General features: G+C 70.1%; 14 protein-coding genes and 1 pseudogene. 8 read left to right on the forward strand and 7 right to left on the reverse strand.

Annotation, left to right across the window (positions count from 1 at the left end; genetic code table 11):
* The 4 genes from I0C86_RS31005 to I0C86_RS31020 form a co-directional block, all read left to right on the forward strand.
* On the forward strand, nt 1-317 hold a 317-nt coding region (locus I0C86_RS31005; protein ID WP_255527842.1), incomplete at its 5' end, for a non-reducing end alpha-L-arabinofuranosidase family hydrolase.
* A gap of 473 nt (nt 318-790) precedes the next feature.
* Entirely contained in the window at nt 791-3271 is a 2481-nt protein-coding gene (locus I0C86_RS31010) for an RICIN domain-containing protein (RefSeq protein WP_230395082.1), read from the forward strand.
* Nucleotides 3272-3567: 296 nt separating this feature from the next.
* Nucleotides 3568-4803, forward strand: coding sequence for an alpha/beta hydrolase family protein (locus I0C86_RS31015; RefSeq protein ID WP_196204865.1), 1236 nt, complete (start codon nt 3568-3570; stop codon nt 4801-4803).
* Nucleotides 4804-4876: 73 nt separating this feature from the next.
* On the forward strand, nt 4877-5392 hold the full coding sequence (locus I0C86_RS31020; protein WP_196204866.1) for a hypothetical protein: 516 nt from the start codon (nt 4877-4879) through the stop codon (nt 5390-5392).
* 80 nt (nt 5393-5472) lie between these two features.
* Here I0C86_RS31020 and I0C86_RS31025 read toward each other — a convergent pair whose 3' ends face one another.
* The 7 genes from I0C86_RS31025 to I0C86_RS31055 all read right to left on the reverse strand — a co-directional run bounded on the left by I0C86_RS31025 (nt 5473) and on the right by I0C86_RS31055 (nt 12625).
* Nucleotides 5473-6909, reverse strand: a complete 1437-nt coding sequence (locus tag I0C86_RS31025; RefSeq protein WP_196204867.1) for a hypothetical protein — start codon at nt 6907-6909, stop codon at nt 5473-5475.
* A 183-nt stretch (nt 6910-7092) separates the two neighbouring features.
* Complete coding sequence (locus I0C86_RS31030) at nt 7093-8055, reverse strand: anti-sigma factor RsbA family regulatory protein (RefSeq protein WP_196204868.1); 963 nt, start codon at nt 8053-8055, stop codon at nt 7093-7095.
* Nucleotides 8052-8897 carry an MEDS domain-containing protein gene (locus I0C86_RS31035; protein WP_230395083.1) on the reverse strand — a complete coding sequence of 282 codons (846 nt, stop codon included), beginning with the start codon at nt 8895-8897 and terminating at the stop codon, nt 8052-8054. The genes I0C86_RS31030 and I0C86_RS31035 overlap by 4 nt, the downstream gene beginning before the upstream one ends.
* Nucleotides 8898-9015: 118 nt before the next feature.
* Nucleotides 9016-9765: a 2OG-Fe dioxygenase family protein gene (locus I0C86_RS31040; RefSeq protein WP_196204869.1), complete on the reverse strand. Its 750-nt coding sequence runs from the start codon at nt 9763-9765 to the stop codon at nt 9016-9018.
* Between the two features lie 7 nt (nt 9766-9772).
* Nucleotides 9773-10288, reverse strand: a complete 516-nt coding sequence (locus I0C86_RS31045) for a hypothetical protein (protein ID WP_196204870.1) — start codon at nt 10286-10288, stop codon at nt 9773-9775.
* Nucleotides 10289-10369: 81 nt separating this feature from the next.
* On the reverse strand, nt 10370-11743 hold the full coding sequence (locus I0C86_RS31050; protein ID WP_323373957.1) for a glutamine synthetase family protein: 1374 nt from the start codon (nt 11741-11743) through the stop codon (nt 10370-10372).
* A gap of 105 nt (nt 11744-11848) precedes the next feature.
* Entirely contained in the window at nt 11849-12625 is a 777-nt protein-coding gene (locus tag I0C86_RS31055; RefSeq protein WP_323373958.1) for a CDP-alcohol phosphatidyltransferase family protein, read from the reverse strand.
* A gap of 128 nt (nt 12626-12753) precedes the next feature.
* Here I0C86_RS31055 and I0C86_RS31060 point away from each other — a divergent pair.
* From I0C86_RS31060 to I0C86_RS31075, 4 genes and pseudogenes are all read left to right on the forward strand, one after another.
* Nucleotides 12754-13731 (forward strand): annotated as a pseudogene (locus tag I0C86_RS31060) (zinc-dependent alcohol dehydrogenase); the annotation flags it as partial.
* An 83-nt stretch (nt 13732-13814) separates the two neighbouring features.
* Nucleotides 13815-14213: a 6-pyruvoyl trahydropterin synthase family protein gene (locus I0C86_RS31065; protein ID WP_196204872.1), complete on the forward strand. Its 399-nt coding sequence runs from the start codon at nt 13815-13817 to the stop codon at nt 14211-14213.
* Nucleotides 14210-15358 (forward strand): glycosyltransferase family 4 protein, encoded by a 1149-nt coding sequence (locus tag I0C86_RS31070; RefSeq protein WP_407676372.1) that lies wholly within the window; start codon nt 14210-14212, stop codon nt 15356-15358. The genes I0C86_RS31065 and I0C86_RS31070 overlap by 4 nt, the downstream gene beginning before the upstream one ends.
* Entirely contained in the window at nt 15355-16236 is an 882-nt protein-coding gene (locus I0C86_RS31075; protein ID WP_196204873.1) for a class I SAM-dependent methyltransferase, read from the forward strand. Before I0C86_RS31070 ends, I0C86_RS31075 begins: the two co-directional genes overlap by 4 nt.
* The last annotated feature ends 15 nt before the right edge of the window (nt 16237-16251 follow it).

A 16251-nucleotide genomic window follows, 5' to 3' on the forward strand; every position in this document is an offset into this window, starting at 1 on the left:
AGAACCAGTACCTGATGATCGTCGAGGCGATCGGTTCGCAGGGTCGTTACTTCCGGTCGTTCACGTCCTCGAGTCTGGGTGGTTCGTGGACGCCGCAGGCGACGAGCGAGAGCAACCCGTTCGCGGGTAAGGCCAACAGTGGTGCGACCTGGACCAACGACATCAGCCACGGCGAGTTGATCCGGAGCAACGCCGACCAGACCATGACGGTCGACGCCTGCAACCTGCAGTTGCTCTACCAGGGGCGGTCTCCCAGTTCCGGTGGCGACTACGGTCTGCTGCCGTACCGGCCGGGTCTGCTCACGCTGCAACGCTGACGGCATGACCCGGTTCCGGCCCGGATCTTCCTGACCGGAATCGAAGGGAACTGAACCGGCGGGCTCGGCCTGCGCCGAGCCCGCCGGGTCACGACAGACTTTCGTAGCTACCGGCAAGGTGTGGTCGAACAGCAAGTGTTCACCACCGGCCTTCGAAAGTCACCATCCGTGCCGCAGGCGGCCGGCGCGTGATGGAGACGATTTGTCCATCGAACACAGTTGTCGGCGGTGAATGAAAGGAACAGTACGTGAAGTCAGCAGTTTTTATCGCTGGAAGGGCGTTGCTGGCACTCGCGGTGCTCGTCTCCGCCGTGTTGTCGGCCGTCGTCACAAACCAGATGCCGGCTTCGGCCGCGGTCCAGGCGACCTACTACGTTGCTCCGGATGGCGACGATGCCAACCCGGGAACCATCACCTCACCATTTCGGACACTACAGCGCGCGCGGGACGTCGTTCGCACGGTGAACGCGAACATGACGGGCGACATCAACGTGTACTTCCGCGGTGGGAATTATCCGGTGAGCAGCACGATCGAGCTCGGGTCGGGTGACTCCGGCACCAACGGCTACCGGGTCATCTATGCGGCCTACCCCAACGAGACGCCGGTCTTCGACGGCGGTGTCCAGGTGACCGGCTGGACCCAGCACAGCGGCAACATCTGGAAGGCGCCGCTCGACCGTGCCAACAAGTTACGTGCGCTCTATGTCAACGACAAGCGGGCGTACATGGCCTCGAAGACGATCAGTTCGGCGGGGTGCTACGGCACGTACAACATCACCGCCGGGCAGGCCGCGTGGGCCTGGGAATCAGGGTCGCAGTGCGACGGCGCCAAGTACAGCCTCTCCGACTTTCCCGCCATCGCCCGCAACCAGGACGATATCGAGATCGAGACGGGGACGACCTGGACCACGGCCATGGTGGCCGTCCGGCAGGTGACCACGAGTAGTGATGGCGCGAACCGTGTGGCGCTGTTCCAGCAACCGGGTGCGGCCATCGCCCAGGGTGCGTATAACGGCAACGCCCAGATCGGCGGCAGCCACAAGCTCATGAACGCCTACGAGTTCCTGGACACGGCGGGTGAGTTCTTCTTCGACAAGTCCAGCCGGACGCTGTACTACTACAAGTCCAGCAGCGAGAACCTGTCGACCGCGAGGGTGTTCGCACCGAACAACGTCACCACGCTGCTGCGGATCGCCGGCACCTCGACGAGCAGCCACGCCCGCAACATCACGGTCTCCGGCCTCACGGTGCAGCACTCCGACTGGAACCTGTTCAACGTCGCCGGCTCCGCGTTCAAGCAGGCGCAACAGGGCAATCTGGGTGCGCAGGCGTACGCGAAGGGAAACTTCCACGTCTACTACTACCGCAACGTCGACGTCACCCCGGGCATCATCCAGGTACAGAACGCCGACGCCATCGTCCTGCAGCGCAACCGGGTCCAGCACACCGGTGCCGACGGGATCAACATGATCAACGACGTGCAGAACACGCAGTTGATCGGGAACTACACCAATGACGTCGCCGGATCGGCCATCACCGTGGGCCACCCCCAGCACGTCTACATCGGGGACTACACCTCGACCAACCGGGAGAAGTTCTCCACCCAGGTCGAGGGCCTACCCAAGAACATCGAGATCAAGAACAACTACATCTACGACAGCGCGGTCCTGTTCAACGGGCACAGCCCCATCTCGGCGTACTTCGTCGACACCCTCACCGTGCAGCGCAACCGGATCGAGAAGGCCCCGTGGTCCGGAATAACCCTCGGTTGGGGATGGTGGAACTTCGACGGGTCGTCGGGCTCGATCGCACCCAACCGGCCCACCACGACGGCGAAGAACAACAACATCAGCTACAACCACATCATCGACACGGTGCAGCGCCTCAGTGACACGGCCCCCATCTACACGTTGGGCAGCCAGCCCGGGACCATGATCACCAACAACTACCTGCAGGGCGTTCCGTCCGGGCACAAGTACGGACTTCATCCGGACGAGGGCTCGGCGTACATCACCTTCCGGGACAACGTCCTGAGCGTGGACAAGAACATCACCTGGCTCATCAACTCCGACGACTTCGGACGCAAGCACGACCTGAGCCTCACGCAGATCTACGGCCCGATCAACAAGGTCTCCAACAAGAACCTGCCCAACAGCACGGTCCACGACATCCTGGTCTCCTCCGACTATGTCTGGCCGGCGGTCGCCTACGGTATCGCCGCGAACTCCGGACTTGAGGACTCCTTCCGGGACATCATCCCGGCGAGCAATCTCTCCCTGCCGGACTACGTCCTGCCGGCCAGCACGTTCGTCAGCACCGGTACGGCGTCGGTTCCGGTCCGCAGCACCGGCGACGCGACCAGGACGATCTGGTTGGCTCCCTCCGGTACGACCACCTTCGCCGCCGGGCCGACGATGACCAGCGCCAGCGGCACCGCCACCTCCATCGCCGTGCCCACCTCGGCGGGTGAGTACCGGCTCTTCGTCCTCGACGCGCAGGGCAACCGGTCGGCCGAGTCCAAGTCGATCGTCCGGCAGCAGAGCAACGGCGGAGGTGGGGGCCTGCAGAACGTACAGCTCGTGGGCGGCCAGTCGGGCCGGTGCATCGAGGTGCCCGGCAGCACGACGACCAACGGCACCCAGATGCAGCTGTGGGACTGCTCCGGCAGCACGAACCAGCGCTGGACCCACACCGCGAGCAAGCAGCTGACCGTGTACGGCAACAAGTGCCTGGACGCGAACGGTGCGGGCACGACCAACGGCACCACGGTCATCATCTGGGACTGCCACGGCGGACTCAACCAGCAATGGAATCTCAACGCCAGCGGCACCCTCACGAATGCCCAGTCCGGGCTGTGCATCGACGCCAACGGCGCCGCCTCCGCCAACGGGACGAAGATCATCCTCTGGTCCTGCAACGGCGGCGCGAACCAGCAGTGGAGCACCCGCAGCTGACCGACGAACCCCGGGTCCGGGCGAACCTGCCCGGCCCCGGGCCGGTATCCGACACGGTCAAGGGCACGCAGCCGACCGGCTGCGTGCCCTTGACCGTGTCGGGCCTCGGTTACGGCCAGCCGTACGGCCGGAGTACCGCTGGCTGTACACCACCTGGGTAGTAGCCGGGATTGGTCGGCACCCTCCCGGTCCATACCGTTTTGGACATCGAAGGACGTCCCGCCCGGCGGGAAGGCGGGCGTCACGGAAAGGGATCCGGCGCGGTTGGCGCCGGGCCCGACCGGAGGGAGTCGACAATGTCCAAGCTGGATCGTTCCGCCCGCCGACGCACGCCATGGGGCCGAACCGTCGGGGTGGTGTCGGTGGCCGCCGCAGTACTCGCCGTCGGCATGCCGGTGGCCCAGGCACAGGCGCCCGGCCGGCACGGGGCGGAGGTTGCGACGGGCTGGTCCGGGATCGTCCGCGAGCCCGTCTCGATCAGAATGGAGAAGAACTGGACGTCGAAGGGCGAGTTGACGTACCCGCGGGGGGCGGACCGGCGGCTGCCGCTGGTGGTGCTCCTGCACGGCAGCGGTGACAACGACATGGACCAGACCCTGCCCGACGGTGCCGGCGCCATCTTCAAGCCCGTGGCCCAGGCAATCAACCGGGAGGGCTACGCCGTCCTGCGCTTCAACAAACGCGGCGTGACCGACGTCGGGCCGGTGCTGACCGACGACGTCGCACAACTCAATCCCCCCGAGCCGTACGAGCAGATCCTCCGCGACGCGGCGTCGGTCGTCCGCTTCGCGGCCACGCTGCCCAGGGTCGACCCTTCCCGGATCTTCCTGCTCGGCCACAGCGAGGGAACGCAGGTGGCCAGCAACCTCGCCGCGAGACCCGCCGCCACCGGCATCCCCGAGCCGGCCGGGGTGATCGCGATGGGCGTGGTCGGCTCGAACATCCGCGAGCTGATCACCTACCAGCTCTTCGGTGTCCGGCTCGCCCAACTGCACGAGGAGTTCGACGTCAACGGCGATGGACAGCTCACCGCCCGGGAGTCGGTGGACGGGCTCGTCGGACAGCCGGCCGAACTTGTTCCGTACTACCGGAAGGTGCTGTTCTCCGGGGCCACGCTGAACCCGGCGACCGACCGCAACCGCGACGGCAGGCTCGCCATCGACGCGGAGGTCGGGCCGGTCCTGCGGGCGGAGAGCGGCATCGACAACTACCCGAACGCCAAGGACATCCCGCCGGACATCAGCGCCTACCTCGTGGACATCGACCGGTTCAACGACGTGACGGAGGATCTGCCCCGGTTCGACGGCCCCACGCTGCTGCTGAACGGCGAGAACGACGTCCAGACCCCGGCGCGCTCGGCGCTGGTCGCGGACGCGGCCATCGCCCGGGCGGGGCGCACGGACCACACGGTCATCACCTACCCGGGGGTGGGACACGCCATGAACACCACCTCCAAGTTCACCGGCCCGTACGGCGAACCCGACGCGGCCGTCCTGGCCGACATCAGGCGCTGGCTGGCAGACCACCGCTGAACACCCCGGCAGCCGGACAGCCGGCCCCGCCCCGCTTCCCCCGGGGCGGGGCCGGCGGTGCGATGATGCGGGCGTGGGCAACCGCTTCACCGCGTACGCGGAATCGGCTGGACCCGGCGACCTCTACCTCTCCAACGGCGGTACGGACGTGTTCTTCGACGTGCTCACGCTGGCGGGCTGCCACGTCGCCGAGACGCCGTGGCAGCAGAACCTCGTCCTGCTGTTCGCCGACGGTCACCGCTACTCGCAGGGGTTCGCCGGCTTCGACCTGGGCGAGATTCCCTGGACGGTCGACTGGCCTGCGGAGAAGGAGTTTCTCCTCCGGGTCATCGACACGGCACTCGGGCGCCACGGCTGGCACCGGCTCCGCTACGACCCTCCCGCCATCGCCGGTCAGCTCGCGAGATACCGGGAGATGGTGGTCGCGTTCACGCCCGCGCCGGTCGACGCTCCCCGCTGGGGCGACTGGCGGACGGCTCCGGCACCCGCCTTGCTGACCCGCTGCCCCGAACACGACCTGTACGAGGGGGAGGCCGGATGCCGCCTCTGCGATCCCTCGATCCAACCGATCGAACCGATCGAACATTAGCGGGCCGGGAACGGCACGAGCGCGCCCCCGGTGGAACCGCCGGCCACCAGTGCCAGTTCGCGCTACCAGTGCCAGTCGCGCTACCAGTGCCAGTCGCGCCAGGCCAGCAGGTGTCGCTGCCCGCGTACCGCCGTGCTCGTCCGGTGGGCGAGCCGGGCGAGCAGTGGCGCGGCGAGCCAGAGCAGCACCAGCGTGTAGCCGGCGAGGGAGGCGCGTTGCAGCCCGGTCAGGGTCGGGGTCTCCACGAACGGCACCCACAGTGGGCTGTACTCCGGGGTGAAGTGGCAGAGCGCCTCCAGGCGCCAGTTGTTCTCGTAGCAGACCAGTGGCCACAGGTGCCCGTACACCAGGCTGTTGGCCGCACCCCACACCGAGAGCAGTACGGCGGCGAGGGTGCCGAGCAGCGCCCAGACTCCGGCCCGCTCGGCCTGTAGACAGACGGCCAGCGCCAGGGAGGCCGGCAGGATGGCGAAGAGGAAGAACCGTGGCCCCCAGTACATGCCGCCGTACCAGCTCCACCAGGGCGCGTACACCAGCACCAGGCCGGCCACGAAGACCGTCCAGAGCAGGCAGATCGACCGGATGTCGGCACCGTCCGGATCGACCTCCTCCCGCAGCCGCCGCCGTACCGGAAGGAAGAGTCCGGGAGTGAACCAGAGCAGGCCCTTGCCGAAGGAGAAGAGGATGGCCGCCACCCCGAGCGGAAAGGGATAGGAGAAGCCGGGCTCGCCGGAGTACGGCATGATCGTCTCGCCGCCGCTGCTGCCCGCGTAGGAGCCGTGCAGCGGATCGCCGAACCGCAGCCACGCCTCGCCGGCGATCAGTATCGCGGCGGCCAGCAGCACCGACAGGTAGCGGATCCGGCGCTCGCGGAAGCAGAGCACGGCGACGACGAGCCCGAGCGCCACGAGGGTCGGGGGCGTGTTGGCGACGCCGAGGACCACCGCGACCCAGCCGGCGAGCCGGGTCCATCGGCTGGTTCCCGACAGTGTCGCGGCGAGCAGCCCGACGCCGACGGTCATCGCGGTGAAGACCTCGCCGTAGAAGTCCTGCACGTGCGCGGCGATCATGCTGCCGGCGACCAGGAGCAGCAGGAACCGGCGGAGCAGTCGCGGATCCATCCGGCCGCGGAGCAGGCCGTGGATCGCCGCCAGACCGAGCGCGAAGAGCAGCAGGTTGTACTGCACGAGCACGAGCTGCGTGTTGCCGTACCAGCGGCCGATGACCCAGAGCGGGGTGGCGAACAGCGGACCGATCAGCGAGTACGGCATCTCCGGCACCTGGTGCTGTTCGAGGAGCTGGATCAGCGCCCAGTACCGGGCGAGACCGTCGCCCATCATCGGAGGTTTGGGCGTGACCGCCAGTAGAACCAGGCCGGCCGCGATCAGGACCAGCTCCAGCGTCGCCCCCGTCGCGTCCTCTCCGCCCGATCGGGTCGGTGGGGGCGACGGCGGCGCATCGGCCTCCGGCTGTCCCTCCGGCTCGTCCCGGACGTCGTTCGCCGACGGTGCGCTCATCGACAGGCCCCCTTTGTCGGGTCAGCACATGCCGGCCGAGAATCGGGTCACCGGCGGCATGCCAACCAACCCATCGAATCTATAGAGATGATCCTGAATGTCAATGGCCTCTTCGCCGTTGTGCGTACGGGGACGGCGGAGACACTGGTAGGTAATGCGGGAACGCGGCCCGGACCGGCCGGATCAGACGGTGAAGTGCGGGTTTCCGGCGGTCAGCCGGACGGTGAAACTGTCCGGGCCACGGTGCAGGGCCACGTGACCACAGGACTGATAGGTGATCCACAGGCCGAGACCACCCGAGGAGCCGTTGCTGGCCGGGACCAGGCCGGCGAACGGGTCCTTCGGCCCGGTACCGCCATCGGTGACGGTGACGGTGATGCGGTCCTCGCCGGCCCAGAGGCGGAGCCGGACCGGTGGGCGCCCGTACCGGAGTGCGTTGGTCACCGTCTCGCTGACCGCGACGACCAGGTCTTCGACGTCGTCGATCGACAGGCCGCCCCGATCGGCGCCGTACACGGCATGACGGGCCTGCGCCGGGGTGGGATCGGTCAGCTCGATCACCGGCTCGGTCCACTGGAGCGGATCGGGCGGCAGCGTACGCGTCTCGGTCAGGTACGCGGTGGGATCGGTGTAGGTGTCGCTCGGCACGTGTCGACCGTCCGCCGTGGCGACCTGCGGATGGGTCCGCATGATGTCGCTGAGCACCGGCGCGGGCGTGATCCGGGTGTCGTAGGCGCACATGCTCCACAGCGGGAACTCGTCGTACACCTGGTTGATCGCCGATTCGTACCGGGCCCACCAGTCCCAGGTCGGGCCGAGCGCGACGCGCGGCACCTCGCCGATGATCCGGATCTGCCGCGCGCCGTCGGCGACGTGCTCGGCGAGCAGTTGCCGGTACGCCTTGATCGCGACCGCCGGTCGGGCGTACATGTCGCCACCGGTCAGGAACGTGACAGGTGCGTCGGCCGGAAGTGCCGCCCGGACCAGTGCCTCGTTCCGCGCTCCGAAGGACACCACGGTCGGCTCTCCCGCGGCGACCCCGCCGAGCAGGAAGGGCACCGCCACGGCGAGCAGTTCCGCGTCGGAGCGGTAACAGACGGCCTCGTGGTAGTAGCCCTCGTGGCCGGCGGCCGCGCCTGTTCTCATCGTGCCGCCTCCACCCGGATGCCGGACAGGGCCAACAGCTCGACGAGGCGGGCGGCCGTGGACCGCGAGGTGCGCAGGACCGCGGTCGCGCCGAGCCGGTGGGCGTGGTCCCGCAACCGGGTCAGGCAGTGATGGTCGATGAACCGCAGGTCGGCCGCTGACAGCACCAGTTCGCCGTCGACGGGGCGGAGGTCGGCGCGGTCCAGAGCCCTCGAGAAGAGTTCGAGGTTGAACTTGTCCAGTTCGCCGGCCAGGGCGGCGGCGCCCTCGTCGGGGTCACAGGCGTGCAGCCGGAACAGGGCCTGGTCGGCATTGTTCTCCGGATGCATACACGCCAGTTCCGCGACCGCCTCGTCACCCAGCTCCCGCCGGTCGTAGCCGCACATGGCCGACAACGGCCGAACCCGCATGTACCGGTCGATCAGGTGCTCGTACCGGGCGAAGGCGGCCCGTCGCGCCGGGGTACGTACCAGCGACGTGGCGTCGGCCACCACCCGGAGCCCGCTGTGGCCGGTCGCCAGGGCCCGCTCGGTGGCGGCCTCGTAGACGGCCACCTGGGCGGCGGGGTCGACGGTGTCGCCACCGTACGTCGAGGCCAGCGGGACGGCCCGGGCCGTTCCCCGGTCGAGTGCCGTCGCCAGGCTGGTGACTTTGCGCATTTTTTCCGTGGCGTTCCGTGGCTGTTCTGTGCTGACGAACCAGACCCGCTCGCCGGCCGCGATCCCCTCGGCGAGAAACTCCCGGGCCCGCCGGTCGAAGTCCACCGGATCGTCGTAGGACCAGCAGAGGTGACCGTACGAGGCGGCGTTCCCCGAGCCGCTGATCACGGTCGTCGCGCTCATGTCGACAGTTTAGGCGGAGCTGGCACCACTGCTCGGACCGCAGGGGCCCGGGTGGTGCCGGACGCGCCCCGGGGCGCCGTGCGGCCGTACCTCCGGGGCCCCGTGCCGTGCCGACGGATCACTTCCCCCCTCGCGCGGTGAAGCTCATCAGCAGCATGTCGCGATGCCCGTCGGGCCCGTCGGGACCGAGGGCGACCGGGGTGACGTCGTGCAGGACGCGCGCGTCGTCGGCGTACACGCTGTCGAGCCGGTCGCACAGGACGCGGCGTGCCAGGAGCACGCCGTCGTTGTCGAAGATCTCGGTGCGGCCACCGGTCACGTTCCTCCGGGCGACGTGGTGCAGGGCGATGAAGTCGAAGCCGTCCCGGTGCCTACCTTCGGGGGAGGGCCGGCCGACGGTTCCCGCGCCGGCGGTGACCCGGATCTGGTGGGCGTCGATCTCCCACGTGGTCGGCACGGTGCGGGAGCAGGCAGCGAACAACTCGGCGTTGCACCGGATGATCGAGTGCATGAAGAGGTTGTCGGCCTGCTCGTCGGAGAACGGATCGAACCTCCGGACGATTCCGCCGACCAGGGGGTTCACCGTGGCGGTCTGGAAGTATCCGGCACCAGGCACCCGTCGCAGCCGGCCACCGTCGGTGTCGAGCAGGAACCGGGCGTGCCGGCGCCGGCGGTAGGAGGCGCCGTCGGGCAGGTACCGGTCCGGCGGCAGGTCGCGCCACGTCCGGGTGAACTCCTCCAGGGCGGTGGCGCAGGCCGCGTCCATCCGGAAGTCGTCGCCGTCGACCAGCAGGAACCCGTCGGCGGCGATGGCACCGACGACGTCGGCCGTGAGGCGCAGCCCCGATCCGGCGACACCTGCGGGCATGGTCCGATCACTCCCCTTTGGGTCCGGGATCCGGTTGCACCGAGGTCGGCGTGCCGGGCGCGATCTCGATCGGTGGCGGCTCGGTGTTCATCGGTATCCCCGCGAACTCGCCCTGGGCGAAGTACAGGTCGGTGATGGTGGGATGCCAGGCCAGGTGGTCAAGGTGGTACTGGCGTAGCACCGGGCTGAGCGCGAACATCTGACCGACGTACGCGGACCACGCCTTCCGGTCGACGTTGGTGATGCCCTCGCGGCGGTGCCAGATCCACTCGAAGACGTCCAGCATCAGTTCGGCGACGGCCTGCACCTGATGGAAGTGCGGGTCGTCCTCGCTCAGCGGTTTGCCGGAGTAGAAGTAGGGCCGGACGTGCGGATGTTCGATGAACACCAGGTCGAGCTGCAGGAACAGGTCGGTTCCCGAGTGGTACGACGCAGTCTTGTGGCTCTTCGCCGAGACGCGGTAGGCCAACAGGCCCGCGACCAGGGAGAACGCTACGGCCGCGACCGCAATGTAGTCAGACATCTGCATGGGCCACCCTCTTCACAGGCTCAGAATGCCGTAGGCGTTCGATCCAGCGCAAAGGGTTGGACGGCCCTCGTCGACTCAGTACCGCCAGCGGGTGGCTTCGACGATCTCGTCGGCGGTCCGATCCGCGAACCGCCGGCTCTCGCCGCGTCGGACCGCGAGTAGCGCGTCGAACAGCGGGTCTCCCAACGCCGCGCGCAGCAGTGTGGACGACTCGAACTGCCGAACGGCCTCGTCGAGGCTGCCCGGCAGCCGCCGTACCCCCAGCCGCGCCAACTCCGCCGGATCGGCGCGTGCCGGATCACCCAGATACTCCGGCGGCAACTGTCCGGCCGCGTCGTACCCGGCGAGGCCGGCGGCGATGACCGACCCCACCACCAGGTACGGGTTGGCCGCCAGATCGAAGCACTTGACCTCGGCGTTCGCGGCCTCGGCCCGTTCCTGTGGCATCCCGGTGACGAAGCGGACCGCCGCCTCCCGGTTCTCCCAGCCCCAGCACTGGTACGCGCCGGCCCACTGCGACGGCACCAGCCGCAGATAGCTCGCGGGCGTCGGGCAGCCGATCGCGGTCAGCGCGGGCAGTGCCGCCAGCACCCCGGCGAGGAACGCCTCGCCCGGCGCCGTCATGCCACGCGGCCCCTGACCACCCTGGAACAGGTTCTGACCATCACGGTGCACGCTCAGGTGCAGGTGGCCGCCGTTGCCCGCGCCGGACAGGGTGGTCATCGGTGCGAACGAGGCACGCAGACCGTGATTGCGGGACACCGCGCGCAGCGTGTGCCGGACCAGTACCGCGACGTCGGCGGCGCCGAGCGGGTCCTCGGCACCGGTGGACACCTCGAACTGCCCCAACTCGTACTCGGAATGAATCTGGAGCAGGTCGACCTCCTGCGCGAGGAGCGCATCCGAGACGTCGAGCAGGTACGGTCCGGCGTCCACCAACCGGGCCATTCCGAACCCCGGTCCGGCGCCCACCCGGGCCGGTCCCGTCACGGCCGCGGGATCCGGCTCGACGGTCCACTCCGTCTCGAAGCCCATCCGCAGGCTCAGCCCCCGCTCGGCCGCCGCCCGCACCATCCGGGTGGCGAACCATCGGTCGCAGCCCGGGTACCGCTGTCCGTCCAGCCCGTACCGGTCGGCCGGCGCCCAGGCCCAGCCCGGCTGACCCGCCAGCGGCGTCGCCCGGCTCAGGTCCGGCAGCAGTCGAAGATCACCGTCCGGTCCGCCGAGCCCGTCGACCTGCACCCGCGAGTCGTCGACCAGAAATGCGTCGAAGACCGGCGACACGCCGACTCCGGAGCGCGCGACCTGGGACAGGCGGCCCAGCGGCACGGCCTTGGCCCGGCTGATGCCCGCGTTGTCGACCCAACTCAGGGCAACCATCCGTACGTTCCGCGCCGCCAGGCGCCGTACCACCTGTTCGGGCGACGAATCCGCGCCCTGACCGCTCACCGTCACATCCTGCATGATCCGGCACTCGCCCCGCCGGGGGTAGCAGCACGGCGTTCCCGGTCCGGCCGCGCGGCGGGAAGTCTCCTCGATCGTGCCGGGGCCGGCTCAGCTCCGTACCGCAGCCGGGGCGGGCCGGGGCAGGTCCTGGATCTTCTCCCGCCCGACGGGCCGGGGTCGGGCCCGCCAGAGCCAGCTCACGTCGCGGGCGAAGGACCAGACGAGCATGGCCAGCGCCAGTGCGACCCACGCGATCGCCAGCGGCCGGGGCAGGATCCCGCTGACGGCGACCACCAGCATGATGCCCTGGAGCGCGGCGACGGTCTTCCGGGAGAACCGGGGCGGCAGGGCGGCGCGCAGCCACGGCAGCACCAGGGCCGCCACGACGAAGACGTAGCGCAGGGCACCGATCGCGAGCACCCAGGCGCCCAGGGACGTCGCGACGAAGGCGCTCAGCACCAGGATGAGGAAGGCGTCGACCTCCATGTCGAAGCGGGCGCCGAGCGCGGACGTCGACCCGGTACGCCGGGCCACCTGCCCGTCGACCGCGTCCAACGCCAGCGCGACGGTGGCCAGGGTCACCAGCACCGCGATGGGGGTGTCCCCCCGGAACGAGTCGGCCACCAGTGCCGCGACGCCGCCGACCAGGGTCGCCCGGGCCAACGTCACCTGGTTGGCCGGTCCCAGCACGTACCGGCCGGACCGGCGCAGGGCGTGGCTGAGCAGCAGCCAGGTGGTCAGGGCGTACGCCGAACCGAGCAGCCATCCCGCGGGGCCGAGCCCGACGCCGGCCGCGAGTGCCGCCAGCAGGCCGAACTGTACGACCATTCCGACGGCCGGCTCGTCGACCGGCGGTACTGCGACGGGGCGTTCGCTGACAGTCACCGTTTCTCCCTCGTCCTGCGGCACAATCCAAGATCCGCGTATCGTTACCGCGTCCCACCTCAAGGGAAACGGGAAAAGCGGACCTACGGTTCAGCCAACCGAGCACGGATGCCGAGAAAGGACTGCCGATGACGCACAGTGGTCGCGCGTTCTGGCTCCGTACACCGGGTCAGGGCGAGATCCGGCCGGTGGCACTGACCCGGCCCGGCCCCGACGAGGTGCTGGTCCGGACCCGCTACTCCGGGGTGAGCCGGGGCACCGAGACGCTTGTCTTCCGGGGCGGGGTGCCGGAGAACCAGCACGCCGTGATGCGGGCCCCGTTCCAGGAGGGCGAGTTCCCGGGGCCGGTGAAGTACGGCTACCTCAACGTCGGCGTCGTCGAACAGGGCCCGGCGGAGCTGCTCGGCCGTACCGTCTTCTGCCTCTTCCCCCACCAGACCCGATACGTGGTGCCGGTGGGTGCGGTGACCGTCGTACCGGACGGTGTGCCGGCGGCCCGGGCGGTGCTCGCCGGAACCGTGGAGACCGCGGTGAACGCGGTCTGGGACGCGGCCCCCCTGGTCGGCGACCGGATCGCGGTGGTCGGTGCCGGGATGGTCGGTTCCGCCGTGGCCGGCGTGCTCGCCCGGTTTCCCGGCGCGCGGGTGGAGCTGGTCGACGCCGATCCCGGCCGGGCGACGGTGGCGGCGGCGCTCGGCGTCGACTTCGCGCTGCCGGCGGACGCGGCGGGCGGCTGCGATCTCGTCGTGCACGCCAGCGCCACCTCGGCCGGGCTCACCCGGTCGCTGGAGTTGCTCGCGCCGGAGGGCACCGTCGTCGAGCTGAGCTGGTACGGCGACCGTCAGGTCAGCGTGCCGCTCGGCGAGCACTTCCACTCCCGGCGGTTGGTCGTCCGCGGCTCCCAGGTGGGTACCGTGTCGCCGAACATGCGGGGCCGGCGTACCTTCTCCGACCGGCTGGCGCTCGCCCTGGACCTGCTCGCGGACCCCGGGTTCGATGCGCTGATCACCGGCGAGTGTGACTTCGAGGAGCTGCCGGAGGTGTTTCCCCGGCTGGCCAGCGGCGAACTTCCGGCGCTGTGTCAGCTCGTCAGCTATCGCTCCGAATCCAGCTCTCGCTCCGAATCCAGCTCTCGCTCCGAATCCGGCGACCCGCCGGACGGGTCCGACATCCGTGGAGGGTGAAACCGTTGTTCAGCATTACCGTCCGTGACCACATGATGGTCGCGCACAGTTTCCGGGGCGAGGTCTTCGGCCCCGCCCAGCGGCTGCACGGGGCGACCTTCGTGGTGGACGCCACGTTCCGCCGCGCCGAACTCGACGCGGACAACATCGTGGTCGACATCGGCCGGGCCAGCGAGGAACTGCGCAGCCTGCTGGGCGAGTTCAACTACCGGAACCTCGACGACGAGCCCGCGTTCGCCGGCATCAACACCTCGACGGAGGCCCTGGCCAAGGTCATCGCCGACCGGTTGGCGGACCGGGTGCACGCCGGGGCGCTCGGCGAGGGCGCCCGGGGGCTGGCCGGGATCACGGTCACCCTGCACGAGTCGCACATCGCCTGGGCGAGCTACGAACGATCCCTTTGACGGAGCGGACCGCCGGGCCCGGGGCGGAGCGGACCGCCGGCCCCGGGGCGGAAACCAACCAGGTGTACGTGGTCCTGCCAGGTGACGTCGACGACCAGGCGTCGCCGAGCGGCGGCAACGGCTACGACCGCCAGGTGTGCCGGGGTCTGGCCGCCATCGGCTGGCAGGTGTTCGAGCTGCCCGTCCCGGGGGCCTGGCCCCGGCCGGGACCCTCAGACCGGGCGAAACTGGCCGGAGCGCTCGCCGGCGTACCCGACGACGCCGTCGTGCTGCTCGACGGCCTGGTGGCCTGCGGCGTTCCCGACGTCGTGGCCGCCGAGGCCGACCGACTCCGCCTGGCGGTGCTGGTGCACCTCCCGCTCGCCGACGAGACCGGGCTCGCCCCGGCCGAGGCGGCCGACCGGGACGCGCGGGAAGGGGAGACCCTGCGGGCGGTCCGGGCGGTGATCGCGACCAGCGGCTGGACCGGACGCCGGCTCGTCGAACACCACGGGCTGCCCGCCGAGCGGGTTTCCGTCGCCCCGCCCGGCGTGGACCCCGCACCGCTGGCACCGGGTACGGCGGACGGCTCCCGACTGCTCTGCGTCGCCGCACTGACCCCGCGCAAGGGCCAGGACGTGCTGGTCGAGGCGCTCGCCACCATCGCCGAGCTGCCCTGGACCTGCCACCTGGTCGGCCCGCTCGACCGGGCCGTGGAGTACGTCGACCGGCTCCACCGGGCGATTGTCCGGCACGACCTGGCGGACCGGGTCGGGTTCACCGGTCCCCGCACCGGGCCCGAGTTGGCCGCGAGCTACGCCGCCGCCGACCTGCTGATCCTGCCGTCGCACTCCGAGACCTACGGCATGGTGGTCACCGAGGCGCTGGCCTGCGGGATTCCCGTGCTGTCCACGCAGGTGGACGGCATACCGGAAGCTGTCGGGCGGGCACCCGACGGAAGCGTCCCCGGGCTGCTGGTCCCGGCGGCCGACCCGGTGACGCTGGCCCGAGCGCTCCGTCGCTGGCTCACCGAGCCCGACCTGCGGAGCCGGTTGAGGAGGGCGGCCCGGGAGCGTCGGGCGACCCTGCTCGGCTGGGAAACCACCGTACAGACCATGTCCGGCGTGCTGGAACGGCTTCGCCGGGAGCCCCGGGAGGCCGGATGAGCGACGACAGGACGGGTACGAGCCGGATGAGCGACGACAGCACCACCCCGAGCCAGGACGAGCTGGACGAGGCCGCGCGGTACAGCCTCGCCTGGCTGGGGCTGCGGGAACCGGCCGACGCGCGGGCCCGCGCCACGGAACTGCTCGACCCGCTGCGCCGGCAACTGGCCGGAACATCCCGAACGGTGATCCACGACCTGGGCTGCGGCAGCGGCTCGATGGGGCGCTGGCTCGCCCCCCGGCTCCCCGGCCCCCAGCACTGGATCATGTACGACCACGATCCGGACCTGCTCGCCCATGCCGCCGCGAACATGGTCGACAGCGCGGCCGACGGGTCCCCGGTGACCGTCGAGACCCGGCGGGCCGACATCACCCGGCTGACCGCCGAGGACCTCGCCGGGGCCACCCTGGTCACCGCCTCCGCACTACTGGACCTGCTGACCCTGGAAGAGGTCGCCGGGCTCGCGGCGGCCTGCGTCGGTGCGGGCAGCGCGGCGCTGCTCACCCTCTCCGTGCTCGGCCGGGTGGAGATCGCGCCGGCCGATCCGAGGGACGCCGAGATCGCCGCCGCGTTCGACGCCCACCAGCGGCGCGAGCACGGCGGCCGGCGCCTGCTGGGTCCGGACGCCGTCGACGCCATGACCCAGGCGTTCGGCCGGCTCGGGGTGGAGGTGCAGGTCCGGACCAGCCCGTGGCGGCTCGGCGGGAACCAGGCCGCGCTGACGGCGCAGTGGCTGCGTGGCTGGGTCGAAGCCGCGTACGAGCAGCGGCCGGAGCTGGCCGACGACGGCTATCTGAGTCGTCGACTGGCCGCCGCCGAGGCCGGTGAACTGCGGGTCGTCGTGCACCACGCCGACCTGTTCGCGAGATCGGAATGAACTTTTGGCGCCGCT

This window comes from Plantactinospora alkalitolerans, from assembly GCF_015690345.1.
Taxonomy (GTDB): domain Bacteria; phylum Actinomycetota; class Actinomycetes; order Mycobacteriales; family Micromonosporaceae; genus Plantactinospora; species Plantactinospora alkalitolerans.